Raw genomic sequence first — 24,872 nt, forward strand, 5'->3', positions numbered from 1 at the left:
TCACCCGAGTGATTTCTTGTAGCGGCCTTCAACCAAGCGGTTGTAGCTCAGCATGACCACCAGGTTGGCCACCAGCAGCGTCAGCGCAATGGCTGCGCCCAGGGGCCAGTTCAGCTCGTGCAGGTACTCGTCGTACACCACCGTGGCCACCATCTTCAGCCGCCGCCCGCCCAGCAGGCCGGGGATGGCAAACGAGCTGGCGGCCAGGCCAAACACGATCAGGCTGCCCGACAAGATGCCGGGCAGCACCTGCGGCAACACAATGCGCCGCAGCGTGGTGAAGGGCGTGGCCTGCAGCGACAGCGCCGCGTTTTCTACCCCAGGGTCCAGCTTTTGCAGCGAGGTCCACACGGGGATGACCATGAAGGGCAGCATCACATGCACCAGGGCGATAACCACCGCGATCTCGGTGTAGAGCATCTTCACGGGCCCAAAACCCAGCAGCCCGAACAGCCCATTCACCAGCCCCTCAGGGCCCAGCAGCATGCTCCAGCCAAAGGCGCGCACCACTACCGACACCAGCAGCGGCGCCAGCACCACCAGCAGCAAGATGGAGCGCCACGGGTTGCCCATGCGGCTCAGTATGTAGGCCTCGGGCGCTCCAACGAACACGCAGATCAGCGTGACCAAACCTGCAATCCAGAACGTGCGCCAAAAAATGGAGTAGTAGTACGAATCGGTGAACACATGGGCGTAATGCTCCAGCGTGAACTCGCCCGCCTTCACCCCCGTGGTCGGGTCGAACGCGTTGAACGACAGCACGGCGGTGAGTGCCAGCGGCACCAGCAACAGCACCGTGAACAGCAGCATCGCCGGGCCGGACAGCCACCAGGGCGCGGCCTTTTTGTGCAGCAAGGTGGTGGCCAGGCTCATGGCGCCACCTCGGCGGCTGTGTCTTCGGCTTCCAGCTCAGCCAGTGCGGTTTCATCGGCGGGCAGCAGGCGCATGCAGTGGTCGGGCCAGTCCACGCCGGTGCGCTCACCCTCGGCCAGCGCGGCGCGGCCGTCATTGGGGGCCAGCACCATCAGGTCACCCACGGGGGTACCCACGCGGTACAGCCATTGGCTGCCCAAAAAGAAGCGCTCGCACACCTGGCCGTCCATCCGGCCCTGCACGGGGGGCACCAGCTGCACTTTTTCAGGCCGCACGCTCAGCAGCACGGAAGCGCCGGGGCGGTAGCGGGCACCGTCCACCTCCATCGTGAGGGCTCCCAACTTCACCTGCGTGTGCGTGCCGCTCGCGTGGGCGACCTGTCCCGGCAGCAGGTTCGCCTTGCCCACAAAGGTGGAGATGAAACGCGTACGCGGGTGCTCGTACACGCGGTGCGGGTGGTCGATCTGCGTGGCGCGGCCGGCCTCCATCACCACCACGCGGTCGCTGATGGACATGGCCTCGCTCTGGTCGTGTGTGACCATGATGGTGGTGGTGCCCACCTTGCGCTGGATTTGCCGCAGCTCAAACTGCATCTCCTCGCGCAGCTTGGCGTCGAGGTTGGACAAAGGTTCGTCCAGCAGGAGTACGGGCGGCTCGATCACCAGCGCACGGGCCAGTGCCACGCGCTGGCGCTGGCCGCCAGACAGCTCGCGGGGGAAGCGCGTGGCGTGCTTTTCCAGGTGCACCAGGGCCAGGGCCTGGGCCACGCGCTCGGCGCGCTCGGCCTTGGGCACCTTGCGCATTTCCAGCCCAAAGCTCACGTTGGCCGCCACCGTCATGTGGGGGAAGAGGGCATAGCTCTGGAACACGATGCCCAGCCCGCGCGTGTTGGCCTTGGCGTGGGTGATGTCCTTGCCGTCCAGCTCGATGCGCCCGCTGGTCACGGCCTCGAACCCCGCCACCATCTGCAGCGTGGTCGTCTTGCCGCAGCCCGAGGGGCCCAGCAACGACACAAATTCACCCTTTTGCACCGTGAGGTTCATGGCCTGCACCGCGCAGGTGCTGCCATAGAACTTGGTCACATCCGTGAGCTTGAGAAACGACATGGCGAAAGCCTTTCCGGTGGTGGCGTTGCACGGGTTGCCTGGGGGCGGTGCATGCCACCTGCTGTGGAGTTGCAGGGATGGGCTGCGGGCCTTTGGGTGTCTGCACCGGTGTGGTGCAAGTAGTTTTCAAAGGTTGAAGCAGCCGCTCGATTCAATTGAATCTATTGCAATAAACAAACCAGAACGCTTCGGGTATTCCATTAAACGGAAGTTTTATTGAATTTATTCCGTTCAATGAAATATGATGCCTTTGGTTTGATCAACGAATTCCACAGGAGCGAGGTATGGAAGCCGCATCCACCGCCACCGGCGGCGTACCCCGGGTGTTTGCCGTCATCCGGGCCCTGTCGGCCGTGCAGGCCGAGGGCGGGCGAGTCACCCAATTGGCGCGTGCCGTGGGCCTCACACAGGCCACCACGCACCGTTTGCTGCAATCGCTGGTGGCAGAAGGCATGGTCGAGCAGGACGAGCGCAGCAAGCTCTACCGCCTGAGCATGGATTTCTTCGCCTTGGCGGCCAAAGCTGGCAACCCTGGCGACCTGCGCAGCCTCTGCCGCCCCGCGCTGCTGCGCCTGTGCGCCAGCCTGGGAGACAGCATCTTTCTATTGGTGCGCAGTGGGTTTGACGCCGTGTGCCTGGACCGCAGCGAGGGCCCGTTCCCCATCCGCTCGTTCACCGGCGATATCGGCGGCCGCGTGGCCCTGGGCGTGGGGCAGGGCGCGCTGGCCATCCTGGCGTTTTTGCCCGAGGCCGAGCGCGAAGAGGTGATCCGCTTCAATCTGTCGCGTGTGCGCGAATACGGCGTGTTTGATGAGGTCTACCTGCGCACCGAAATCGAGCGCGTGCGCCAACTGGGCTATGCGGGGCGCAATACCGGGTTGCTGGAAGGCATGGCTGGCGTGGCCGTGCCTATCCTTGATCGCGAAGGGCGCGCGGTGGCTGCGCTGAGCGTGGGCACCATTTCTGCGCGGTTGAACGATGACCGGCTGCCCACGGTGGTTGAGCTGCTCAAGCGTGAGGCGGCTGCCGTGGGACCGAAGATCAATCCGTTTGACGCGACTTTGAGGCGGCCGGCGCAGAGTTTGGGAGGCGGGGCGCAGGGGTTAGCGATTGGGGTGTCGGGTGAGTAGGGACGGGAGTTTTTGACCCATTGCAGACCATCACAAGGGTTTTGTGTGTCCGCTTCTATGCATCCGCCTCTGATGTGAACGCCTGTATTTCGGTGGTCAACCAATTCCGCAACGCTACAACCTTGGGATGGTCTCGTTCACCGACACGGTAGACCAAGTCATAGCCGCGCTCGGCTTTCAGGCGCAATGCTGAGTATGGTGCTATCAGCCTGCCGGCTGCAATGTCGTCGGCCACCAAAGTGCTACGGGCCAGTGCGACTCCCTCACCCCGTATCGCAGCTTCCACCGCCATTGAACCGTGGCTGTAGCTCGGACCGTGGGGCGGACGTTTCTTGTCCAGCCCCGCCAGCGCTAACCACTGCGCCCAATTCGCCATCATTCCCACTTCGTGCAGCAGGTGGGCGCGAAGCAGCTGGGCCGGCTGCTCCAGTCCGCCGCATCTTGAGAGGTAGTCTGGGCTGCACACTGGCGTGACTGTCTCTTCCAGAATGCGCTCTGCCATGGCGTGCGGGTAACGGCCGAATCCGTACCGAATGGCGGCGTCCACATGCCCCAGGCGCAAATCCACGTTTACGTCGGTCACATCCATGTGCACATCGAAGGGGTGACACGACGCCTGCAGCCTTCCCAGGCGCGGAGCCAGCCACTTGCTGGCAAATGACACGCTGGTGCTCACCGTCAGTCGCTTACCAGTGTCATCACCGCGCAGGCGCTGCGCTTCTCCGGCCAACTCGCCCAACAAGCGGGCGACCACCGCATGAAACTCTGCCCCTGCTTCGGTGAGCACGATGCGCCGGGTCAGCCGCAGAAACAACTGGCAGCCCAGATCGTCTTCCAGCGTCCGAATATGACGGCTGACAGCGCCGTGCGTGAGGTGCAATTCCTCCGCCGCGCGCGTCATGCTTAGCAGGCGCGCCGCTGCCTCGAAGGCACGCAGGGTTTGCAGAGGTGGAAGCCGGTCGAACATGGGGTGCGCTTTGATGCGTGAGTGAGACTCACGCATTATGTGAGAACAAATCGTTTGTCAGTCCATCGCCTCAACGCCACTATCGACCTTGCCCCTTCTGACACCTTGGGGCACCCTCTCCGAGCCTGCCCCATCCATGAGCAACAGCACTACATCCAGCACCGTCGCAGCCAATCCGTCCAAGATCCCAGGAGCGCCAACGCATGACTACAGCCCGCGCCACCTGGGGGCCATGCTGCTCCTGGCATTGATCTGGGGGTTGTCAATTCCGGTCACCAAACTGGGCTTGCAGGACTTGCCACCGCTCACCCTCACGGCACTCCGCTTCGCCTTCGCCGTGCCGTTGATGCTGCTCTTCACCCTGGGGCGCCAAACCCTTCCTTGGCGGGCCTTGCCCAAGGTGGCTGCGCTTGGGCTGTTGGGCATTGGCATAGGCCAAGTGGCGCAGACTTTTGGCGTGGCGGGCACCTCTGCCTCGGTGGGCACCATCGTGTCGGCCACGATTCCGCTGTTCATCGTGGTGTTTGCAGCGATACGGCTGGGTCAGCATGTTTCGCGCATTCAGGCCCTGGGTCTGCTGACCGCCTTCGCGGGGATCGCGCTGGTGGCTTTGGGGGATATGGACGCAGCCGCAGCCACATCGGTCACCACCATGTGGGGCGTTGGCTGGATGCTCTTGTCATCGGTGGCCATTGCGTTCTATTACGTGTGGAGCGTGGAACTGACGAACGAACACGGCACCGCCACCGTGGCCGCATGGAGCACAACCTTCGGCTTCTTGGCATTGCTGCCTTGGGTTGGCTGGGAATGGACGCGGGCGCCAACACAGTTCACCGGCATGGGCATCGGTGCAGCGGCTTACCTCGGCGTATTCGTGACCGTGGCAGGCCTTTACATGTGGCTGGGCTTGCTGCGGGTGGTGCCTGCGCGGGTGGCTGCGGCTGTCCAGTACCTGCAGCCTATCTTCGGCATTGCCGCAGCGGCTGCGCTGCTGGGAGATCGCCTGGGTCCTGCGTTTGTGGTGGGCTCCGTGCTGGTCCTTGCAGGGCTTGGCATTACGCTATCGCGGCGCTGAATCTCTAGCGTGACCCAGTTGGTCATCTGCCCCTTAATCGAACAGCTAGATCGATTCCTTGACTGACAGTTGGCCTAACGGCGCACGGTCATCCTGCTGCGCATCAGACGCATTTAATTCACTTTTGATAGCTAGTAGCGCTTATTCGATAAGCGCTCTAGGCATCTTTCGCTTGTATTTCTCGCGATGTGAAAGTAACCGGCAACCCATACCCTCACCCCTGCCGCTGTCCCGCGCATTCCCCCACCACCCAATCCCTGAACGCCTTCACCAGCGGCGTCTGCGCCCGCGCCTCAGGGTACACGAGGTAGTAGGCATCGGTGCTCGTCAGTACTTGGTCTGACAGCTCCACCAAACTCCCCGCCGCCAGTTCCTGCTCGATCAAAAAGCGCGGCAGCAGCGCCGCGCCCAGGTGCGACACAGCGGCCTGCGCAATCATGGCGAAGTGCTCAGACTGCGGGCCGCGCAGGGCCAGGGCCGTAGGGGCGCCCACCAGCTCAAACCACTCGGCCCATTGGGTGGGGCGGGTGCTTTGCTGCAGCAGCACCACGCGCGTCAGGTCTTGCGGGGTGTGGATGTGGTGGCGGTCGCGGTAGGTGGGGCTGCACACGGGCACGGCTTCTTCGTGCATCAGGTACTCGCACACGGCGCCCGCCCAGTGCGGTGTGCCGAAGTGGATGGCGGCGTCAAACGGTGTGCCCGCAAAGTCAAACGGCTCGGTGCGGGCCGAGAAGTTGACCATGGCCTCGGGGTGCAGCGCCATGAAGCCGCCCAGGCGCGGGATGAGCCAGCGGGTGCCCAGTGTGGGCAGCACGGCCAGGTTGAGCAGGCCGTCGGTGCTGGAAAACGCCATGGCTTTCTGCGTGCTGGCCGACAGCTGTTGCAGCACGTTTTGCACATCGGCCGCGTAGACGCGACCCGCATCGGTCAGTACCACACGCTGGCGCACGCGGTGGAAGAGGGCGGTGCCAATCTGCTCTTCCAGCTGGCGGATCTGGCGCGACACCGCGCTTTGCGTGAGGTGCAGCTCCTCGGCCGCGCGCGACACGCTCTGGTGGCGTGCGGCTGCCTCAAAGGCCAGCAGGTCGGCGGTGGAGGGCAGGAAGGCGCGGCGCAGCAGGGTCATGTGGGGCAGTGGTGAGGATCATGCGCGGGGGGAATGAGCAGCGTGTGCAGCCCATGCACTGTTTTGGCTCGCAGCGCTCATGTATCAAGCGCTACCAGCTCTGCAATTTTCAGGCACTTCATGCTGATTTGTGATCAAGTAGTTCCATTTTTTTGCTATCCACTGCCTTGGGATTGGCGGATATTGGCGCATTCTTTGCGTAGGTTTTCTTGCGCGGATTTGTTTTTTCTGCACCCCCTTCATCTTTGCGAGTCGCCATGTCTGCCACCTCTGCTCTCACCCCTCTTGTGTCTGAAGTCGATCAACTGCTGCAACGCCTGGGCGTGCCCCGCGCCGCGTACACCGGCGGTACGCTGGCGGCCCGTTCGCCCATCACGGGCGAGGTGCTGGCCCAGGTGCCGCAGCAAAGCGCGGCCGACGCCACGGCCGCCATCGGCCGCGCGCATGCCGCATTCACCGCGTGGCGCAATGTGCCCGCACCGCGCCGGGGCGAACTGGTGCGTCTGCTGGGCGAAGAACTGCGCGCCGCCAAGGCCGACCTGGGCCTGCTGGTGACTATCGAGGCGGGCAAGATCCCGTCCGAAGGTTTGGGCGAGGTGCAGGAGATGATCGACATCTGCGACTTTGCCGTGGGCCTGTCGCGCCAGCTGTACGGCCTGACGATTGCCACCGAGCGCCCCGGCCACCGGATGATGGAAACTTGGCACCCGCTGGGTGTGTGCGGCGTGATCTCGGCCTTCAACTTCCCCGTGGCCGTGTGGTCGTGGAACGCAGCGCTGGCGCTGGTGTGCGGTGACTCGGTGGTGTGGAAGCCTTCGGAAAAGACCCCGCTCACCGCCCTGGCAACGCATGCGATCGCGCAGCGTGCCATTGCACGTTTTGGCACCGATGCACCCGAAGGCCTGCTGGAGCTGATCGTGGGCCAGCGCGACATTGGCGAGGTGCTGGTGGATGACGCCCGCGTGCTCGTGCTGTCGGCCACCGGCTCCACCGCCATGGGCCGCGCCGTGGGCCCGCGCCTGGCAGCGCGTTTTGCGCGCGGCATTCTGGAACTGGGCGGCAACAACGCCGCCATCGTGGCGCCTACGGCCGACCTGAACCTGGCACTGCGCGGCATCGCGTTTGCCGCCATGGGCACGGCCGGCCAGCGCTGCACCACGCTGCGCCGCCTGTTTGTGCACGAAAGCATTTACGACCAGCTGGTACCCCAACTCGCCAAGGTCTACGCCAACGTGCAGGTGGGCGACCCGCGCACCGCTGGCACGTTGGTGGGTCCGCTGATCGACCGCATGGCCTTTGACGGCATGCAAAAGGCGCTAGAGCAGAGCCGCGCGCTGGGCGCTACGGTGCATGGCGGTGGCCGTGTGGAAGGCGTGGGTGGTGCGGGTGCGTACTACGTGCGGCCTGCGCTGGTGGAGCTGCAAAAACACGAAGGCCCCGCGCTGCACGAAACCTTTGCGCCCATTCTGTACGTGGTGCGGTACAGCAGCATCGACGAAGCCATTGCCATGAACAACGCTGTGGGGGCGGGCCTGTCGTCGTCCATCTTCACGCTCAATGTGCGCGAGGCGGAGCAGTTCATGTCGGCTGCCGGTTCGGACTGTGGCATTGCCAACGTGAACATCGGCCCCAGCGGCGCCGAGATTGGCGGCGCGTTTGGCGGCGAGAAGGAAACGGGCGGTGGCCGCGAGGCGGGCTCGGACAGCTGGAAGGCCTACATGCGGCGCGCCACCAACACCATCAACTACTCCACCGCTTTGCCGTTGGCGCAGGGTGTGACGTTTGACGTGTGAGCCACGCGCCGCTGGCATCGTTCATGTCCATCGCTAAGGCCTCAAACCCTATCGTCATCATTGGCGGTGGCGTTATCGGCAGCGCCATTGCGTACTTCCTCACGCTGCAGCAACCGGGCTGCGAGGTGGTGGTGGTCGAGCGCGACCCGACCTACGCGCGGGCGTCGTCGGCGCTGTCGGCCAGTTCCATCCGCCAGCAGTTTTCGACCGACATCAACATCCAGATCTCGGCGTTTGGCATCGGCTTTTTGCGCAACGTGGGCACGCTCTTGGCGTGCCATGGCGATGTGCCCGACATTGGCCTGCACGAAGGCGGCTACCTGTACCTGGCCACCCAGGCGGGCGAAGCCACGCTGCGCGAGAACCACGCACTTCAAAAGCAACACGGCGCCGATGTGGCGCTGCTGAGCCCGCAGCAACTGGCCGCGCGCTTTCCGTGGCTGGCGCTGCAGGATGTGGTACTGGGCTCGCTGGGCCTGTCGGGCGAAGGCTGGTTTGATGGCTACCTGCTGCTGACAGCGCTGCGCAAAAAGGCGCAGAGCCAGGGTGTGCGCTACGTGGCCGATGAGGCCGTGGGGCTGGATATGGTGAGCAGCGATGGCGTGCTGCACGTGAACGCGGTGCGCCTGCGCAGTGACGCCGTGCTGCCTTGCCGCTATGCCGTGAATACCGGCGGCCCCTGGGCTGCGGCGATTGCAGGCTGGGCGGGCATTGATCTGCCCGTGGTGGGCAAGCGCCGTACCGTTTTCAACCTCGCCAGCCCTGCCGCGCTGCCAGGTTGCCCTCTGCTCATCGACACCAGCGGCATCTGGCTACGGCCCGAGGGCAAAGGCTTCATCTGCGGCTTTGCGCCTGACGCGGACAACGACGCCGACTTTGCCCCGCTGGAGCCCGAGTACGACGCGTTTGATCACCACATCTGGCCCACCCTGGCCGAGCGTATCCCGGGCTTTGAGGCACTGCGTATGCAGGGCGCCTGGGCGGGCTACTACGAGATGAACACGTTCGATCACAACGCCATCGTGGGCCTGCACCCGGCGTGCGACAACCTGGTGTTTGCCAACGGCTTTTCGGGCCACGGCCTGCAGCAGTGCCCAGCCGTGGGCCGGGGCGTGGCCGAGCTGTTGCTCACGGGCAGCTACCAAAGCCTGGACCTGTCGCCGCTGTCCATCAAACGCATTGCGCGCAACGCGCCGCTGCTCGAAAAGAACGTGATCTGAGCGTCACCCCAGTCGCCCGATTTCTCTCTCCCCGATTCATCCACCTGCCAACCACAACACACACGGAGACAACGACATGGCAATTTCTCGCAAGACCTTCACTGCGCTCGCCGCAGGCCTGGCCCTGGCCTGCATGGCCACAGCCCCCGCGCAGGCGCAGACGGTCACTCAGCCCACGCTGGAGAAGATCAAGTCCAGTGGCAAGGCCGTGCTGGGCGTGCGCGAGACCTCGCCGCCCATGGCCTACGCGCTGGGCGCGAACGAAAAATACGTGGGCTACCACGTCGAGCTGTGCGAGCGCGTGCTCAAGGAGATCGCGCCCGACGCCAAGCTCGAATACATGGCCGTGACGGCGCAGAACACGCTGCCCATGGTGCAGAACGGCACGTTGGATATTGGCTGCGGCCCCACCACCAACAACACCGCGCGCCAGCAGCAGGTGGCCTTTGCAGTGACCACCTACGTGAGCGAAGTGCGCATGGCGGTGCGCAAGGATTCGGACCTGAAGTCCATCAGCCAGCTGGCAGGCCGCACTATTGCAGCGTCCACTGGCACCACGGCCGTGCAACTGCTGCGCAAGCAAGAGCGCGCGCTGGGTGGTGCCCCGATCAAGACCGTGCTGGGCAAGGACCACCACGAGAGCTTCCTGCTGCTGGAGACCGGCCGCGCCGATGCCTTTGTGCTCGACGACAACCTGCTGGCCGGGATGATTGCCAACTCCAAGGATCCCTCGGCCTACCGCATCGTCGGCGAGCCGCTGGGCGCCGAGCCCATTGCGCTGCTGTTCCGCAAGGACGACCCCACCTTCAAGGCTGCGGTGGACGGCGTGCTAACCAAGCTGATGCAGTCCGGCGAAATGGAAAAGATCTACACCAAGTGGTTTGTGAACCCCATTCCGCCCAAGAACATGAGCCTGAACCTGCCGCTGGGCACCACGCTGCGCCAGCTGTTCGCCACCCCCAACGACAAGCCCCTGGAGACCTACCAGCAATGAACGCTCCCATCCCCGCCACGGCCTTCCGCGCGGCCGACCGCCTGGGCGCCATCGGCGTCTCCGAAATCGTGCGCCTGACGCAAGAGGCCAACCAGCTCAAGCGCCAGGGCCAACCCGTGATCGTGCTGGGCTTGGGCGAGCCCGACTTCGACACGCCCGCCCACATTCTGGAAGCCGCCCAGCAGGCCATGGCGCGGGGGGAGACGCATTACACGGTGCTGGATGGCACGCCCGAACTCAAGGCTGCTATCCAGCACAAGTTCAAGCACGACAACGGGCTGGACTTTGCGCTGAACGAAATCACTGCGGGTGCAGGTGCCAAACAGATCCTCTACAACGCGCTGATGGCGTCGGTGAACCCGGGTGACGAGGTGATCCTGCCCGCGCCGTACTGGACGTCGTACGCCGACATGGTGCTGATTGCGGGCGGCGTGCCCGTGGTCGTGCCCTGCAGCGAGGCCAACGGCTTTCGCATCACGCCCGAGCAGCTGGAGGCGGCCATCACGCCGCGCACGCGCTGGGTGTTCATCAACTCGCCCTCCAACCCCAGCGGCGCGGCCTACAGCGCCGAGCAACTGCGGCTCGTGCTGGAGGTGGTGGAGCGCCACCCGCAGGTGTGGCTGCTGGCGGACGACATCTACGAACACATCCTGTACGACGGCCGTGCGTTTGCCACGCCCGCTGCCGTGCTGCCCTCGCTGCGCGAGCGCACGCTCACGGTGAACGGTGTCTCCAAAGCCTACGCCATGACGGGCTGGCGCTTGGGCTACGGTGCAGGTCCCAAGGCGCTGATTGCGGCCATGGCCGTGGTGCAGAGCCAGGCCACGTCGTGCCCCTCGTCCATCAGCCAGGCCGCAGCCGTGGCGGCGCTGACGGGGCCGCAAGACGTGGTGCGCGAGCGCTGCCAAGCATTCCAGGACCGACGCGATCTGGTGGTGGCCGCGCTCAACGCCTCCCCCGGCCTGCGCTGCCGTGTGCCCGAGGGCGCGTTCTACACCTTTGCCAGTTGCGAAGGCGTGCTGGGCCGCACCACGCCGGGCGGCATGCTGCTGCGCACCGATGCCGACTTCTGCGCCTACCTGCTGCGCGAGCACCATGTCGCCGTGGTGCCCGGCGGGGTGCTGGGGCTGGCGCCATACTTCCGCATCTCGTACGCAGCCTCTACCGCTGATTTGCAAGAGGCCTGCGCGCGCATCCAGCGCGCCTGCCAGACCCTGCTCTGAATTTCTGATCCGATACCGTTGATATGAACCCGACTTCCCTCACCCCCCGCACCGGCGGCCAGATCCTGGTGCAGCAGCTCATCACCCATGGTGTAAAGCAGCTCTTTTGTGTGCCCGGCGAAAGCTACCTGGCCGTGCTCGATGCGCTGCATGACGCGGATATTGGCGTGACCGTGTGCCGCCAGGAGGGCGGTGCGGCCATGATGGCCGAGGCGCAGGGCAAGCTCACGGGCCAGCCCGGCATCTGCTTTGTGACGCGTGGGCCCGGTGCCACCAATGCCTCGGCAGGCATTCACATCGCGCACCAGGATTCGACGCCCATGATCCTGTTTGTGGGCCAGGTGGCCCGCAACGCCATGGGGCGTGAGGCGTTTCAGGAGCTGGACTACAGCGCCGTGTTTGGCACCATGGCCAAGTGGGTGGTGCAGATTGACGACCCGGCCCGTGTGCCCGAGCTGATCTCGCGCGCCTTCCACGTTGCCACCTCGGGCCGCCCTGGCCCGGTGGTGGTAGCGCTGCCCGAAGACATGCTGACCGAAGCCGCCACGGTGGCCGATGCGCTGCCCTATCAGGTGACGGAGACCCACCCCGGTGCCGCGCAGATGGCCGAGCTGGCCCAGCGCCTGCAAGCCGCAAAGAACCCTGTGGCCATCCTGGGCGGCAGCCGCTGGTCTGAGCAGGCGGTGCGCGAGTTCACCGCGTTTGCCGAAGCGTGGTCCATCCCCGTGTACTGCTCGTTCCGCCGCCAGATGCTGTTCCCGGCCACGCATGCTTGCTACGGCGGTGACCTGGGCCTGGGCGTCAACCCCAAGCTGCTGGCGCGCATCAAGGCGTCGGACCTGGTGCTGGTGGTGGGCGGTCGCTTGTCGGAGGTGCCATCGCAGGGCTATGAGCTGTTCCACATTCCCACGCCCGCGCAGCCGTTTGTGCATGTGCATGCCGATGCGGACGAGCTGGGCAAGCTTTACCGCCCCACACAGGCCATTCACGCCACGCCCCAGGCATTTGCTGCGGCGCTCAATACGGTGCGACCCACGGCGGGTGTGCCGTGGAAGGCCCACGCAGAAGCCGCCCATGCCGAATATCTGGCCTGGAGCGATACGGCGCCCATCCGCATCCCCGGCAACCTGCAGATGGGCCAGGTGATGCAGCACCTCAAGGACGTGCTGCCCGCCGACACCATCTTTTGCAACGGCGCTGGCAACTTTGCCACCTGGATTCACCGGTTCTGGCCCTTCACCACCTACGCGAGCCAGCTCGCGCCCACCAGTGGCTCCATGGGCTACGGCCTGCCCGCAGGCGTGGGCGGCAAGCGCCTGTGGCCGCAGCGCGAGGTGGTGATCTTTGCGGGCGACGGCGACTTCCTTATGCACGGGCAAGAGTTTGCGACCGCCGTGCAATACGGCCTGCCCATCATCGTGGTGCTGCTGGACAACGCCATGTACGGCACCATCCGCATGCACCAGGAACGCGAGTACCCCGGCCGTATCAGCGCCACGCAGCTCAAGAACCCTGACTTCAAGGCCTATGCCCAGGCCTTCGGCGGCCATGGTGAGCGCGTGGAGCGCACGGAAGACTTCGCACCAGCACTGGCCCGCGCCCGTGCCAGCGGCCTGCCCAGCGTGCTGCACTGCCTGATCGACTCCGAGGCGATCACGCCCACGGGCACGTTGCAGGGCATCCGCAGCGCGGCACTCTCCAAGAAGTAGGCTCCCGTTTCGTAAGCAGGCGCTGAGGCGCTCAGGCAGTCACGCGGGCGCCGCCGGACTGCCGCAGGGTCTGCACCAGCAGGTTCTGCAGGCTATCCACCGCCTTGGAGCCGCGCGATGCGCGGCTGCGGTACACGGCGACCTCCATGGGCGCCAGCGGCCCCAGGCCGTGTTCGGTGCCGAGCACCTGCAGCTGTGGTGGCACGCTGCAGTGGGTGAGGGCGGCCACGGCCAGGCCACTTTCCACCGCTGCAATTTGTCCGGCCAGACTGGAGCTGTGATAGACCACCTTGTAGCGGCGCCCCTGCTGCGCCAGTGCGTGGATGGCGCCGCGCCGCGCCAGGCTGGCCGATTCGTACACCGCAATGGGCAGCGGGTCGCGCCTCCACAACTCGAACTGCGTTGATCCCACCCACACCATGGGCTCATGGAATAGCAGCGTGCCACGGCGTGCGTGGTCGCGCGAGATCAGGGCCAGGTCCAGGTCGCCACTGGCCACGCGCGGGATGAGGGCGGTGGACTGCTCGCAGTCCAGTTCAATCTCCACCGCGTTGTGCCGGGGCGCAAAGCGTTTGAGTACGGGCGTGAGATAGCGCGCTGCGTAGTCATCCGGCACCCCCAGCCGTACCCGGCCAGTGAGGGCATCGCCGTTCAGGGCATCGTGCGCTTCTGCATGCAGCTCCAGAATGCGGCGGGCGTAGCCCAGCAGGGTTTCACCCTCGGGTGTGAGGTGCTGCTTGCGGGCGTCGCGCTCCAGCAGTCGATGGCCTACGGCGTCTTCTAACTTCTTGAGCTGCATGCTGACCGCTGACTGGGACCGGTGCACCTCGGCCGCCGCGCCAGAGAGCGAGCCTGCATCCACCACCGCCACCAGGCACTGAAGCCAGTCGAATTGCAAATCGCGGTAGCTCATGGATTGCCCCTGTGGTGATGTATTCGAAGATCGAATGGTTGATGCGTAAATTATGCGCTTTCGATTGCTGAGGCTGACGGCCACACTGCGGACATGCAGCAGTCTTCTTCTACCGTTTCAGGCACACCCGTCCCCGTGGTTTCAGCATCCGTTTCACCTGCGGTCGGCGCGCATGGGCTGCTATCTGCGCATCGACTGGATGGCTGGATCGCCTTTGTGCTGGGCAACGCGCTGCTGGGCACCATCGGCGTGTTCGTGCACGAGGCGCAGGCGGCGCCGTTGACGGTGACCTGGTTCCGCTGCGCTTTTGGCCTCGTCGGGCTCACGTTATGGATGGCTTGGCGCCACCGGTCATGGCCGGGACTGTGGCAGGGGCTCTGGGTGGGCTGGGCGGCTTTGCTGTGGGTGTTGCTGCTCAGCGGGCTGATGCTGGCGAGCTGGTGGTTGTTTTTCACGGCGATCCAGCAGGTGCCCACCGGGGTGGCGGTGGTGCTGTTCCATGTGCAGCCGTTGTGGGTATTGCTGCTGGGGGCCTGGTGGCTCAAAGAAACTGTGCCCTGGCAGCGCGTGGTATCGGTGCTGGTCGCCATGGTGGGGCTGGCGCTGGCCACGGGCGTGGCCGGGGGGCTGACTTCGTCTGGCGCCGGGCATGCGCCTGGCTACTGGGTGGGCGTAGGCCTGTGCCTGGTCGGTGCGCTGTGCACAGCCACCGTCACCGTGGTTGCCAAGCGCTTGGGGGTGCTGCCAGTGGGTGCGCTGGCGTGGTGGCAATGTGCGCTGGGAGCAGCCGTGCTGTGGGTGGCCCCCGTGGTCCAAGGTTGGCCTGCCTGGGGTGCCTCATGGGCATGGCTGGCAGGGCTGGGGCTGATCCACACTGGCCTGGCGTACACCCTGATGTACGCAGGCATGGCCCGGCTGGCAACGGCCCGGGTGGCGGTGTTGCAGTTTGCCTACCCGACGGTCGCCATTGTGGTGGACTGGGTTTACTTTCAGCACACCTTGGGCGGTTGGCAGATGGCAGGTGTGGTGCTGATGCTGGGCGCCATCGCGGCAGGGGAGCGTGGCGCGAGGCGCAATCGCTAATGCACCGCCTGCGCTGGGATGGCTCCGCCCCGCACAATATCGGGTGTGACCGCCACCGAGCCCGATTCCTCTGAAACCCCCACTCCTGCGCAGGCTGCCCCTTCCTGCAAGCGGCGCCGCATCGCGCACCTGGACATGGACGCGTTCTTCGCATCCGTCGAGCTGCTGCGCTACCCCCAGCTCAAGGGCCTGCCCGTTGTGATTGGCGGCGGGCGGCGCAAGGTGGACGAGTTGCTGCTGCGCAGCCCGGACGGCACCGCAGAGCGCGAGCGGCGCTTCATCCCGGTGGAGGACTTTCCGCTGCTCAAGGACTATGTGGGCCGGGGCGTGATCACCACAGCCACCTACGCTGCGCGTCAGTTCGGCGTGGGCTCGGCCATGGGCATGATGAAGGCGGCCAAGCTGTGCCCGCAGGCCATCGTGCTGCCGGTGGATTTTGAGGAGGTGCGACGTTTCTCGCGCCTGTTCAAGAGCACCATTACCGAGATCGCGCCGGTGATGCAGGACCGGGGCGTGGACGAGGTCTACATCGACTTCACAGACGTGCCGGGAGGCCAGCGCGAAGGCGGGCGGGTGCTGGCGCGGCTCATCCAGAAAAGCATCTTTGAAAGGACCGGGCTGACCTGCTCGATCGGCGTGGCGCCCAACCGGCTGCTGGCCAAGATGGCCAGCGAGTTCAACAAACCCAACGGCATCTCCATCGTTTACGAGGAAGACCTGCAGAGCAAGATCTGGCCCTTGAACGTGCGCAAGATCAACGGCATCGGGCCCAAGGCGGGCGAGAAGCTGGCGCGGCTGGGCATAGAGACCATCGGACAGCTGGCCGCGCAGGATGAGCAATGGCTGATGGGCCACTTTGGCAAGTCCTCCGGCGCCTGGATGCACCGCGTGGCCTGGGGCCGCGACGACAGCCCGGTGGTGACCGAGAGCGAGCCCGTGAGCATGAGCCGCGAGACCACCTTTGACCGCGACCTGCATGCGGTGCGCGACCGGGCAGAGCTGGGCGCGATCTTTACCGACCTGTGCCTGCGCGTGGCCGAGGACCTGCAGCGCAAGGGCTATGTGGCGCGCACCATCGGCATCAAGCTGCGCTATGACGATTTCAAGATCGCGACGCGCGACCACACGGCGGACAGCTATACGGCAGACGGGGCCACCATTCGTCAGCTGGCAGGGCAATGCCTCAAGCGCGTGCCGCTGGACAAACGCCTGAGGCTGCTGGGTGTGCGGGCCAGCACGCTGGTACGACGTGGCGAGGAGCCCGCGCCGCAGCCAGACACTGCTGCGCCCGCTGCGGGCAGCCGACGCAGGCCGCACGCAGATGCGGACAAGGGCACCGGGCAGCTCTTCTGATGCAGCGCGCGCCAGCCGCAGCGGCGCGTTGGAGGGGCAAAACGGCAGGGTGAGCAGTTAGACTTGATTCGTATCAAGCGGTTACTTACAACACCCCACAAAAAGCCGCGCTGCCTGCCCCTGCCGCAGGCCCTTCAGGAGCTTTGAATGCGCATCAACCTGCCTGTGACCCAGCAGAACTTCGACTACCCCGGTGATGAGCTGCTGGTGTCCAGCACCAACACCAAGGGCGAGATCACGCACTGCAACCCGGCGTTTGTGCGCGTCAGTGGCTACAGCCATGACGAACTCATCGGCCAGCCCCACAACATCATTCGCCACCCCGACATGCCGCCCGAGGCCTACAAGGACATGTGGCGCACCGTTGGCCGGGGCGAGCCGTGGACGGGCCTGGTCAAGAACCGCCGCAAGAACGGCGACCACTACTGGGTGCGCGCCAACGTCACCCCCATCATGGAGGGCGGCAAGCCGCGCGCCTACATGTCGGTGCGCACCAAGCCCAGCGCTGCAGAAATGGCAGCTGCCGAGGCCTTGTATGCCCAGATGCGCAGCGAGGCCGCTTCGGGCGCCAGCAGCTTCTACCTCGACTCGGGCAACGTGCGCTACCGCGGCGTGCGTGGCTGGCAGCAGCGCATCGCGCACATGGCACTGTTGCCCCGCATGGCGGTGCTGCTGCTGGTGACCGTGCTGCTGGCCTTGCTGCCCGATGTGATCGGACTGCAAGGCACCACGGCCTGGGTGGCGCGCCTGGTGTTGCTGTTGCTGGGGGCTGGGTGGACGTTGTGGCGCTTTCAGGCCACCGTGTTGCAGGGCATGCACGATGCCACCCGCTTTGCGTCCGACATCTCGGCCTGCAACCTGGCCACGTCGGTGGGCACCGACTACCCCCAGCCCCTGGGCGCACTGATGCAGCGCCTGCAGCAGACCCAGGTCAACCTGCGTGCGGTGGTGGGCGATGTACGCACCGAGGTGCGCAACTTCATCGAATCGGCCGACGAGATCGCACGCGGCGGCGTGAACCTGTCGGCCCGCACCGAATCGCAGGCCAGCAGCCTGGAGGAGACCGCTGCGGCCATGGAGCAACTGGCCAGCACGGTGTTGCAGACCTCCGAGACGGCGGCCAAGGTATCGCACGAGAGTGCGCAAAGCAGCGACATTGCCAAGCGCGGTGGCCAGGCGGTGCAGGAGGTGGGCGCGGCCATGCAGCAGATGAAGCTGTCGTCTACCAAGATTAGCGAGATCGTGGGCGTGATCGAGGGCATTGCCTTCCAGACCAACCTGCTGGCGCTCAATGCCGCCGTCGAGGCCGCCCGCGCGGGCGAGCAGGGCCGGGGCTTTGCGGTGGTGGCGGGGGAGGTGCGCGCGCTGGCCCAGCGCAGCGCCAGTTCGGCCAAGGAGATCAGCGGCCTGATTGGTGTGACGGTGGACCAGATCGCCAGCGGCGCACAGCAGATGGACCATGCGGGCACCACCATCGGGGGCGTGGTGCATGCCGTGGAGCGGGTGAGCATGCTGGTGCAGCAAATCAGCAGTGCGACCAAGGAGCAGTCGCAGGGCATCGCCCAGGTCAACGAGGCGGTGACCCAGCTCGACACGGTGACGCAACAGAACGCGACGCTGGTGGAGGAGTCGGCGGAGGCGGCCCAGGGCCTCAAGGAGAGCGCGGTATCGCTTGGCCGCTCGGTGGATGTGTTCCGCCTGGGGTAGGGGCGGGGACCAGAGGCGGTCAGCCACTGGCGGCGACACAGCCCTTGACGAATTCTTACTCGTAACTTACAGTGATTTTCCCGTTTTCCGGGAGATCACCATGACCCTCGACGAGCTGCAGCGCATCAAGCAGTGGCATGTGGCGCACAAGGCCGACCACCCGCTCGAATACCATCTGTGGGACCTGGTGCTGACCGTCTGGATGCTGGGCTGGGTGGGCTGGTTTCCCATCTGCGCTTTTGGCGAGCCCTGCGCCGCGCCGGTCTGCCTGATCGGCATTTTTGTCCCCAGCCTGTATGTTGCCTGGCGCACCCGTGCGCACCTGCGCCACACCCTGCGGTGTGACTGGATTGATGCGCGCAACTGACGGACGCGGTCGGTTGACGGGGATGGTCGGGGCCTACTGCCGCGCCGTTCGCACGTTGCGCGGCAGGGCCTGCGGGTGGCTGGTGCGCAGGGGGTTGATGTCCAGCCCGCCCCGGCGCGTGTAGCGCGCATACACCGTGAGCTTGATGGGTTTGCAGCGCGTCCACACGTCCATGAAGATGCGCTCCACGCACTGCTCGTGGAACTCGTTGTGATTGCGAAAGCTCACCAGGTACTGCAGCAGCCCTTCCTGGTTGATCTGCGGGCCGCTGTAGCTGATCTGCACGCTGCCCCAGTCGGGCTGGCCGGTCACCAGGCAGTTGCTCTTGAGCAGGTTGCTGGTGAGGGTCTCGGTCACGGGCGCTTCGTTGAATGTGGCCGTGAGCAGGTCGGGCGCGGGCTGGTAGCGAGTGCATTCCGCGTCCAGCCGGTCCAGGCTCAGTCCATCCAGCTCATGCACGGGCTCTTGGTCAAACAGATCGGGCGCAATGAGTTTCACGCCCACGGTGGCGGGGTGCTCGGCGCCACGCCACACGGCTTCGCTGATGTCGGCGCGGATGCGGGCCTGCACCTCGGCCGCATCGGCAAAGCGCGTGTTGTTGAAGCTGTTGAGGTACAGCTTGAACGACTTGCTTTCCACGATGTTGGGCGTCTCACACGGCACCGTGATGTGCGCAAGCGCCACCTGCGGTTTGCCACGCTGGTTCAGCCATGACAGCTCGAACGCCGTCCACAGGTCCGCCCCGAAGAAGGGGGCTGCGCCGGTAATGCCGATCTCGGCCCGCTTGCCAGCGCGCGGGATGGGGAACAGCAGCGAGGCGTCGTACTGGTCGATATAGGCCGAGGCCTTGCCAAGCTGGGATTGTTCTGGCGTGTTCATGGCCTGGTCTTTCAGGTGTATGGGTTCCAAAGGGAGGTGTTTTTGCTACTATTTTTGTAGCTACTGGCGCATATTCGACTAGCGCATACCGGCGTTTTTACTGAAATTCCCGCTCACGCAGCCATTTGGTGGCAATCCACTTGTCCCCGGCGATCACCGGGGCGCCGCCGTGCAGCGTGCGGGTGGATGAGTGCGGCCGCTCATAGCTGAAGAACACCGCATTGCCGCGCTGTGGTGCGACCTCCAGGTGCACGTCCGGGAAGGTGGTGCCGCCGCCTTTGTCGGGCGTGTTGAGGTACATCACCAGCGTGCCCACGCGCTGGCCGCCGCGCTTGATGATGCTGGGCGTGCCGGGCTCGGCGGGGTCAAAGTAGTCGTAGTGGGGCTTGTACTCGGCGCCGGGGCGGTAGTGCAGCACCTGCAGGCCCTCGCCGTTTTCGATAGGCCAGTGGAGCAGGCGCGCAATGCGTTCCTCGATGCGCTGGATCAACGGACTTTGGCCACGCTGAAAGAACATGCCGTCGCTGGTGCGGTCCGCGTTGATCTCTTCGCCCCCCGTGCGGGTCTCCACGGTGAGTGAGCGCGCCATGCGGGGCTCTGCGGCGGCGATCAGGGCATCACATTCTTCGGGCGACAGCAGGTTGCCAAACACCACAATGCGCGGCTGGGCCATGGCCAGCAGCACATTCACGATGCGGTCGCCGCAGTCCACCTGGGCAGGCGATTCATCCAGCCGGGGCTCGGGCACCCGCACGGCCGAGGGCAGGCCCTGCTGCACGGCCAGGTCGTTCAGGTGCTCTTGCAGCGTAACCTCCAGCGCGTCGGCGGCCACGTCTTCGTCCCAGCCCGCATCGCGCATGGACTGCAGCACCACGGGCGCGGCGTAGCCGGCCTGGGCCTGCTCAATGATCCAGCGGCGCAGCTCGGGTGTGACGGCCTGCCGCGCGGCACTGGCGTGCCGGGCGTTGGTGGTGGAGCTGTCGGGGTGCTGGTCAGAACGCGATGCCATGGCGGTCCTTCAACAAGAAAGAGCAGGGAGGGGTGTTTATAAGGCTGGCGGGGCCTTGCGCCGGAAGACCAGGCGCTCAGGCGTGGACGAGGCCGGGGCAAAGGCATAGCCGTCCAGATCAAAACCTTCGAGCTGGTGGGGCGTGGCAAGGCGGTGGGTGATGGCATAGCGGGCCATCAGGCCGCGTGCGCGTTTGGCAAAGAAGCTGATGATCTTGTAGTTGCCACCCTTCCAGTCCTCGAACACGCATTCGATCACGCGGGCCTTGAGCGCCTTGCGGTCCACAGCCTTGAAGTATTCCTGCGAGGCGAGGTTGATCACCACTGGCGTGGTGTCGGCGCGCAGCCGGGTGTTCAGGTGCTCGGCAATCTGGCGGCCCCAGAACTGGTACAGGTTGCTGCCTGCCTCGGTGGCCAGGCGTGTGCCCATCTCCAGGCGGTAGGGCTGCATGCGGTCCAGCGGCCGTAGCACGCCATACAGGCCACTGAGGATGGCGACATGGCTCTGGGCCCAGTCCAGGTCGTCGGCGCTCAGGCTGCGGGCCTGCAGCCCCTCGTACACGTCGCCATTGAAGGCCAGCACCGCCTGGCGCGAGTTGTGGGCCGTGAAGCGGGGGCGCCAGGCCTGGTAGCGCGCCACGTTCAGGGCCGCGAGCGTGTCGCTCAGTTCCATCAGCGACGCGATCTGCTGCGGCGACTGCTCGCGCAGTACCTCGATGAGGGCTGTGGACTGCGGCACGAACTGGGGCGTGGTGTGCGCCAGCCCCTCAGGCACGGGTGTGTCGTAGTCGAGCGATTTGGCGGGAGACAGCAGGAACAGCATGGGGCGAAGGGTCCGTGGATCGCGGAGGGTAAGCGGGCGGGGCCTGGCAAGCAGAGGACGGCTGGCGGCGCCAGCGACCTGAAATGGTACCTGCTGACAGGCTGTCTTAAAGCGCTTGCGGGTATTGGTGCCAATGGCAGTGCGTGCCCAGGGGCCCAAAAAAAGAAGGCGGCCTGAGCCGCCTTCTTTACGTAGGCTGCGGCCCCGGGGGCAGCAGCCATTGCAGCGCATCAGGCGGCTGGGGGCTGCTCAAACGGCAGTGCCATGGTCGACAGATCGCGGCGGGTTTCCACCAGCACCAGCGGGCCTTCGTCCAGCACCACGGCCGGGGGGCGCTCGCGGGGCACGCGGATGGGCTTGGGCTCGGCAGCGATGGCGGCCTGCACGGCCGCGATCTTGTCTGCGTCAGAGTTCACCCACTGCAGGCCCGATGCGGCAGCCACTTGCTGCAGTTCATCGATGGGCAGCGTGAACGCCTGGACGCGAGGCAGGCCCTTGGCTTGCGCTGCGGCAGGGGCCACGGGGGCCGGTGCGGCAGCCGCCGGTGCGGGTGCAGCGACAGGGGCCGGTGCGGCCACCGGTGGGGCTGCAGGCGTTGCGACGGGTGCGGCAGCAGGGGCTGCTGCAGCGGGCTCAGAGGCTACAGCGGCTGGCGCCACCGCGGGGGCGGTAGCCGGTGCGGCTGGCTCTGCGGCGGCCGTGCTGCTGAAGTAGCTGCGGCGCGGTGCTTCGTCCTGTGCAGGCGCGGGTTCTGCCTGGGTGGGCTCGAAATCGAGCATGGCCGGTGCGGCTGCTTCGGCATTGCCGTTGTTGTCACGCGGACCGCGCTCACCGCGTTCGCGGCGGTCGCGGCCGTAGCGGTCACGGGAGCGGCGCTCGCGGCGCTGCTCTTCGGTGGCGCCATTGCCGTTGGCGGGTGCATCATTGCCGCTCAGGTCCAGGTCCGGCAGGGATGCCAGTGGAGCGGTGTCCGCAAAGTCACCAGCGGCGGCTGTGGCGCCTGCCTCCTGGGCCTCGACCGCACGGGGAGCGCGTTCACCGCGCTCGCCACGGTTGCCACCGCGATCACCACGTTCGCGGCGTGGGCCGCGTTCGCCACGGGGTTGCTGGGTCGGTTGGCCTTCTGCGCCACCGGTGTTGCCCGCGTTGGGGCCTTCCACCGGAGTGGTTGCTGCGTTGGTGTTGTCACCATTCACGCCAGCGTTCAGGTTGCGCGACTCGCTGTCGCGGCGGCCACGGCCCCCTTCACGGCCTTCGCCGCGCCCGTTGCGACCGCCTTCACGGCCTTCGCCTTCGGGGCGGCGCTCTGCGTCGCGTGGTGGACGGCTGTCTGCATCGCGGGGGGCGCGGCCTTCGGCAGAGCGCTCGCCACGGCGGCCACGGCCTTCGCCGGAGCCGCCTTCACGGTTGCCGTCACGCGGTGCGCCTTCGCGCTGGCCGTCCCGGTTGCCGTCGCGGCCACCACGGCGGCCACGGCTTTCACCGTTGCGGCCTTCGCGGCGGGGCTCGCCACGGCCGGCGGTGTCAGCGGCGGCCGGTGCGGCTGCGGGCGATGCCGTCGTCACAGGGGCGGGCGCTGCAGGTGCGCTGCCAAAGCCAAACAGGCCCTTGAGCCAGGCGAAGAAGCCTTGTTCCTGGGGTGCAGCAGCGGCGGGGGCTGGAGCGGCCACGGGGGCTGGCGCAGGGGCTGCATTGGCTGCGGGGCGTTGGCCACCACGCGGTGGGCGTGCAGCGCCTTCGGGGCGGGGCTCGGCCACGGGGGCGGGTGCGTCGGGCAGCACGCCCTTGATCACCGGGGTCTGCTTGTTGGTGGGCTCCTGCGAGCGGCGCGTCACGGCGGTGGGGTCTTCCACCTCTTCCGCGAGCTTGTAGCTGGCCTCGATGTGGTCCAGGCGTGGGTCGTCGTGCTTCAGGCGCTCCAGACGGTAGTTGGGGGTTTCCAGCGTCTTGTTGGGAACCATCAGCACGGCCACGCGCTGCTTGAGCTCGATCTTGGCGATCTCGGTGCGCTTTTCGTTCAGCAGGAACGAGGCCACTTCCACCGGCACCTGACAGTGCACGGCGGCCGTGTTGTCCTTCATCGATTCTTCTTGAATGATGCGCAGGATCTGCAGCGCCGACGATTCCGTATCGCGAATGTGCCCCGAGCCGCCGCAGCGGGGGCAGGGGATGGACGAGCCTTCGGACAGCGCGGGCTTCAGGCGCTGGCGGCTCATTTCCATGAGGCCGAACTTGCTGATGGTGCCGAACTGCACGCGGGCACGGTCTTGGCGCAGCGCATCGCGCAGGCGGTTTTCCACTTCGCGGCGGTTCTTCGACTCTTCCATGTCGATGAAGTCGATCACGATCAGGCCGCCCAGGTCGCGCAGGCGCATCTGGCGGGCCACTTCGTCGGCGGCTTCCAGGTTGGTGCGGGTAGCGGTTTCCTCGATGTCGCCGCCCTTGATGGCGCGGGCCGAGTTCACGTCCACGCTGACCAGCGCTTCGGTGTGGTCGATCACGATGGCGCCGCCCGAGGGCAGCTGCACGGTGCGCGCGTAGGCCGATTCGATCTGGTGCTCGATCTGGAAGCGGCTGAACAGGGCGGCGTCGTCGCGGTAGCGCTTCACCCGGGCGGCATGCTCGGGCATGACGTGCGCCATGAACTGCTGCGCCTGTTCGTAGATGTCGTCGGTATCGATGAGGATGTCACCGATGTCGTTGTTGAAATAGTCGCGGATCGCGCGGATGACGAGGCTTGATTCCTGGTAGATCAGGAAGGCGCCCTTGCCGCCCTTGGCGGCGCCGTCGATGGCGTTCCACAGCTTGAGCAGGTAGTTCAGATCCCACTGCAGCTCGGGCGCGGTGCGGCCGATGCCGGCGGTGCGCGCGATGATGGACATGCCGTTGGGGTACTCCAGCTGGTCCATCGCCTCCTTGAGCTCGGCGCGGTCCTCGCCCTCGATGCGGCGCGACACGCCACCACCACGGGGGTTGTTGGGCATCAGCACCACATAGCGGCCAGCCAGCGAGACAAAGGTGGTCAGGGCGGCGCCCTTGTTGCCACGCTCTTCTTTTTCGACCTGGACCAGCAGCTCCTGGCCTTCCTTGATCACTTCGTTGATGCGCGCCTGGCTGGGCGAAACGCCAGGGGTGAAGTAGCTGCGCGAGATTTCCTTGAACGGCAGGAAACCGTGGCGGTCTTCACCGTAATCGACGAAGCAGGCTTCCAGCGAGGGCTCAACGCGCGTGACGACGGCCTTGTAGATGTTGCCCTTGCGCTGCTCGCGCCCCTCGATCTCGATCTCGTAGTCGAGGAGCTTTTGTCCGTCGACGATGGCCAGGCGCCGTTCTTCGGGCTGCGTGGCGTTGATGAGCATCCGCTTCATGATGCGATTCCTTCAGTGTGTTGCGGACGGCAGCGGTGCAACCAACCCTCTCAGCAGGGAAAGCTGCGCGGGCTGCCGCCCACAGTTCCAAACCATTAACAACAAGCTCTACAGGAGCTGTGAATGCCTGGACTGACGCATCGAAACGAAGGGAA

The 24,872-nt window shown here is 65.8% G+C and carries 21 protein-coding genes; 11 read left to right on the forward strand and 10 right to left on the reverse strand.

The window, feature by feature from the left end:
• Entirely contained in the window at positions 1-873 is an 873-nt protein-coding gene (locus tag C8C99_RS21495; RefSeq protein ID WP_056646328.1) for an ABC transporter permease, read from the reverse strand.
• A complete protein-coding gene (locus C8C99_RS21500; RefSeq protein WP_056646325.1) occupies positions 870-1,979 on the reverse strand; it encodes an ABC transporter ATP-binding protein in 1,110 nt (369 codons plus the stop codon). The genes C8C99_RS21495 and C8C99_RS21500 overlap by 4 nt, the downstream gene beginning before the upstream one ends.
• Positions 1,980-2,263: 284 nt before the next feature.
• On the opposite strand from C8C99_RS21500, the gene C8C99_RS21505 reads away from it, so the two are divergent.
• The gene (locus C8C99_RS21505; RefSeq protein ID WP_056646322.1) at positions 2,264-3,109 is read left to right on the forward strand and encodes an IclR family transcriptional regulator; all 846 of its coding nucleotides are present in this window, start codon (positions 2,264-2,266) and stop codon (positions 3,107-3,109) included.
• A gap of 55 nt (positions 3,110-3,164) precedes the next feature.
• On the opposite strand, the gene gcvA is transcribed toward C8C99_RS21505, so the two are convergent.
• Positions 3,165-4,076 (reverse strand): transcriptional regulator GcvA, encoded by a 912-nt coding sequence (gene gcvA, locus C8C99_RS21510; RefSeq protein ID WP_108626841.1) that lies wholly within the window; start codon positions 4,074-4,076, stop codon positions 3,165-3,167.
• Between the two features lie 136 nt (positions 4,077-4,212).
• Between gcvA and C8C99_RS21515 the strand changes: the two genes are divergently transcribed.
• Positions 4,213-5,151 (forward strand): DMT family transporter, encoded by a 939-nt coding sequence (locus tag C8C99_RS21515; RefSeq protein ID WP_233247279.1) that lies wholly within the window; start codon positions 4,213-4,215, stop codon positions 5,149-5,151.
• A 214-nt stretch (positions 5,152-5,365) separates the two neighbouring features.
• Here the strand turns inward: C8C99_RS21515 and C8C99_RS21520 are convergent, their stop codons facing one another.
• Both C8C99_RS21520 and C8C99_RS23970 read right to left on the reverse strand, forming a co-directional pair.
• Positions 5,366-6,277 carry a LysR family transcriptional regulator gene (locus C8C99_RS21520; protein ID WP_199226473.1) on the reverse strand — a complete coding sequence of 304 codons (912 nt, stop codon included), beginning with the start codon at positions 6,275-6,277 and terminating at the stop codon, positions 5,366-5,368.
• 118 nt (positions 6,278-6,395) lie between these two features.
• A complete protein-coding gene (locus C8C99_RS23970; protein ID WP_158274184.1) occupies positions 6,396-6,536 on the reverse strand; it encodes a hypothetical protein in 141 nt (46 codons plus the stop codon).
• On the opposite strand from C8C99_RS23970, the gene C8C99_RS21525 reads away from it, so the two are divergent.
• The 5 genes from C8C99_RS21525 to C8C99_RS21545 all read left to right on the forward strand — a co-directional run bounded on the left by C8C99_RS21525 (position 6,535) and on the right by C8C99_RS21545 (position 13,216).
• On the forward strand, positions 6,535-8,070 hold the full coding sequence (locus tag C8C99_RS21525; protein ID WP_108626843.1) for an aldehyde dehydrogenase family protein: 1,536 nt from the start codon (positions 6,535-6,537) through the stop codon (positions 8,068-8,070). The genes C8C99_RS23970 and C8C99_RS21525 overlap by 2 nt on opposite strands.
• 23 nt (positions 8,071-8,093) lie before the next feature.
• A complete protein-coding gene (locus C8C99_RS21530) occupies positions 8,094-9,290 on the forward strand; it encodes an FAD-binding oxidoreductase (RefSeq protein ID WP_108627268.1) in 1,197 nt (398 codons plus the stop codon).
• 76 nt (positions 9,291-9,366) lie between these two features.
• Positions 9,367-10,284: an amino acid ABC transporter substrate-binding protein gene (locus C8C99_RS21535; protein ID WP_108626844.1), complete on the forward strand. Its 918-nt coding sequence runs from the start codon at positions 9,367-9,369 to the stop codon at positions 10,282-10,284.
• Entirely contained in the window at positions 10,281-11,507 is a 1,227-nt protein-coding gene (locus tag C8C99_RS21540; RefSeq protein ID WP_108626845.1) for a pyridoxal phosphate-dependent aminotransferase, read from the forward strand. The genes C8C99_RS21535 and C8C99_RS21540 overlap by 4 nt, the downstream gene beginning before the upstream one ends.
• A gap of 23 nt (positions 11,508-11,530) precedes the next feature.
• Complete coding sequence (locus C8C99_RS21545; RefSeq protein ID WP_108626846.1) at positions 11,531-13,216, forward strand: thiamine pyrophosphate-binding protein; 1,686 nt, start codon at positions 11,531-11,533, stop codon at positions 13,214-13,216.
• Between the two features lie 31 nt (positions 13,217-13,247).
• On the opposite strand, the gene C8C99_RS21550 is transcribed toward C8C99_RS21545, so the two are convergent.
• On the reverse strand, positions 13,248-14,129 hold the full coding sequence (locus tag C8C99_RS21550) for a LysR family transcriptional regulator (RefSeq protein ID WP_108626847.1): 882 nt from the start codon (positions 14,127-14,129) through the stop codon (positions 13,248-13,250).
• A 135-nt stretch (positions 14,130-14,264) separates the two neighbouring features.
• Between C8C99_RS21550 and C8C99_RS21555 the strand changes: the two genes are divergently transcribed.
• The 4 genes from C8C99_RS21555 to C8C99_RS21570 all read left to right on the forward strand — a co-directional run bounded on the left by C8C99_RS21555 (position 14,265) and on the right by C8C99_RS21570 (position 18,639).
• The gene (locus C8C99_RS21555) at positions 14,265-15,212 is read left to right on the forward strand and encodes a DMT family transporter (protein WP_108626848.1); all 948 of its coding nucleotides are present in this window, start codon (positions 14,265-14,267) and stop codon (positions 15,210-15,212) included.
• Between the two features lie 135 nt (positions 15,213-15,347).
• Positions 15,348-16,565, forward strand: a complete 1,218-nt coding sequence (locus C8C99_RS21560) for a DNA polymerase IV (RefSeq protein WP_108627269.1) — start codon at positions 15,348-15,350, stop codon at positions 16,563-16,565.
• A gap of 147 nt (positions 16,566-16,712) precedes the next feature.
• Positions 16,713-18,272, forward strand: a complete 1,560-nt coding sequence (locus C8C99_RS21565; RefSeq protein WP_108626849.1) for a PAS domain-containing methyl-accepting chemotaxis protein — start codon at positions 16,713-16,715, stop codon at positions 18,270-18,272.
• A gap of 100 nt (positions 18,273-18,372) precedes the next feature.
• Entirely contained in the window at positions 18,373-18,639 is a 267-nt protein-coding gene (locus tag C8C99_RS21570) for a hypothetical protein (RefSeq protein WP_056061307.1), read from the forward strand.
• A 33-nt stretch (positions 18,640-18,672) separates the two neighbouring features.
• Here C8C99_RS21570 and queF read toward each other — a convergent pair whose 3' ends face one another.
• The 4 genes from queF to C8C99_RS21590 all read right to left on the reverse strand — a co-directional run bounded on the left by queF (position 18,673) and on the right by C8C99_RS21590 (position 24,717).
• A complete protein-coding gene (queF, locus tag C8C99_RS21575) occupies positions 18,673-19,518 on the reverse strand; it encodes an NADPH-dependent 7-cyano-7-deazaguanine reductase QueF (RefSeq protein WP_108626850.1) in 846 nt (281 codons plus the stop codon).
• A gap of 97 nt (positions 19,519-19,615) precedes the next feature.
• The gene (locus C8C99_RS21580; protein WP_056646286.1) at positions 19,616-20,527 is read right to left on the reverse strand and encodes a 2OG-Fe(II) oxygenase; all 912 of its coding nucleotides are present in this window, start codon (positions 20,525-20,527) and stop codon (positions 19,616-19,618) included.
• Positions 20,528-20,563: 36 nt separating this feature from the next.
• A complete protein-coding gene (yaaA, locus tag C8C99_RS21585; RefSeq protein ID WP_108626851.1) occupies positions 20,564-21,349 on the reverse strand; it encodes a peroxide stress protein YaaA in 786 nt (261 codons plus the stop codon).
• A 230-nt stretch (positions 21,350-21,579) separates the two neighbouring features.
• Positions 21,580-24,717 (reverse strand): Rne/Rng family ribonuclease, encoded by a 3,138-nt coding sequence (locus C8C99_RS21590; protein WP_108626852.1) that lies wholly within the window; start codon positions 24,715-24,717, stop codon positions 21,580-21,582.
• Positions 24,718-24,872: the final 155 nt, after the last annotated feature.

Source organism: Acidovorax sp. 107 (genome assembly GCF_003058055.1).
Lineage (GTDB): Bacteria > Pseudomonadota > Gammaproteobacteria > Burkholderiales > Burkholderiaceae_C > Acidovorax.

Bases quoted from the DNA above. Each gene is read 5' to 3' on its own strand.
- C8C99_RS21550 (WP_108626847.1), bottom strand. From the start codon at position 14,129: ATGAGCTACCGCGATTTGCAATTCGACTGGCTTCAGTGCCTGGTGGCG.
- C8C99_RS21500 (WP_056646325.1), bottom strand. From the start codon at position 1,979: ATGTCGTTTCTCAAGCTCACGGATGTGACCAAGTTCTATGGCAGCACC.
- C8C99_RS21495 (WP_056646328.1), bottom strand. From the start codon at position 873: ATGAGCCTGGCCACCACCTTGCTGCACAAAAAGGCCGCGCCCTGGTGG.
- C8C99_RS21505 (WP_056646322.1), top strand. From the start codon at position 2,264: ATGGAAGCCGCATCCACCGCCACCGGCGGCGTACCCCGGGTGTTTGCC.
- C8C99_RS21590 (WP_108626852.1), bottom strand. From the start codon at position 24,717: ATGAAGCGGATGCTCATCAACGCCACGCAGCCCGAAGAACGGCGCCTG.
- C8C99_RS21545 (WP_108626846.1), top strand. From the start codon at position 11,531: ATGAACCCGACTTCCCTCACCCCCCGCACCGGCGGCCAGATCCTGGTG.
- gcvA (WP_108626841.1), bottom strand. From the start codon at position 4,076: ATGTTCGACCGGCTTCCACCTCTGCAAACCCTGCGTGCCTTCGAGGCA.
- C8C99_RS21525 (WP_108626843.1), top strand. From the start codon at position 6,535: ATGTCTGCCACCTCTGCTCTCACCCCTCTTGTGTCTGAAGTCGATCAA.
- yaaA (WP_108626851.1), bottom strand. From the start codon at position 21,349: ATGCTGTTCCTGCTGTCTCCCGCCAAATCGCTCGACTACGACACACCC.
- C8C99_RS21535 (WP_108626844.1), top strand. From the start codon at position 9,367: ATGGCAATTTCTCGCAAGACCTTCACTGCGCTCGCCGCAGGCCTGGCC.
- C8C99_RS21540 (WP_108626845.1), top strand. From the start codon at position 10,281: ATGAACGCTCCCATCCCCGCCACGGCCTTCCGCGCGGCCGACCGCCTG.
- C8C99_RS23970 (WP_158274184.1), bottom strand. From the start codon at position 6,536: ATGGCGACTCGCAAAGATGAAGGGGGTGCAGAAAAAACAAATCCGCGC.
- C8C99_RS21515 (WP_233247279.1), top strand. From the start codon at position 4,213: ATGAGCAACAGCACTACATCCAGCACCGTCGCAGCCAATCCGTCCAAG.
- C8C99_RS21520 (WP_199226473.1), bottom strand. From the start codon at position 6,277: ATGACCCTGCTGCGCCGCGCCTTCCTGCCCTCCACCGCCGACCTGCTG.
- C8C99_RS21530 (WP_108627268.1), top strand. From the start codon at position 8,094: ATGTCCATCGCTAAGGCCTCAAACCCTATCGTCATCATTGGCGGTGGC.
- queF (WP_108626850.1), bottom strand. From the start codon at position 19,518: ATGAACACGCCAGAACAATCCCAGCTTGGCAAGGCCTCGGCCTATATC.
- C8C99_RS21560 (WP_108627269.1), top strand. From the start codon at position 15,348: ATGGACGCGTTCTTCGCATCCGTCGAGCTGCTGCGCTACCCCCAGCTC.
- C8C99_RS21570 (WP_056061307.1), top strand. From the start codon at position 18,373: ATGACCCTCGACGAGCTGCAGCGCATCAAGCAGTGGCATGTGGCGCAC.
- C8C99_RS21580 (WP_056646286.1), bottom strand. From the start codon at position 20,527: ATGGCATCGCGTTCTGACCAGCACCCCGACAGCTCCACCACCAACGCC.
- C8C99_RS21565 (WP_108626849.1), top strand. From the start codon at position 16,713: ATGCGCATCAACCTGCCTGTGACCCAGCAGAACTTCGACTACCCCGGT.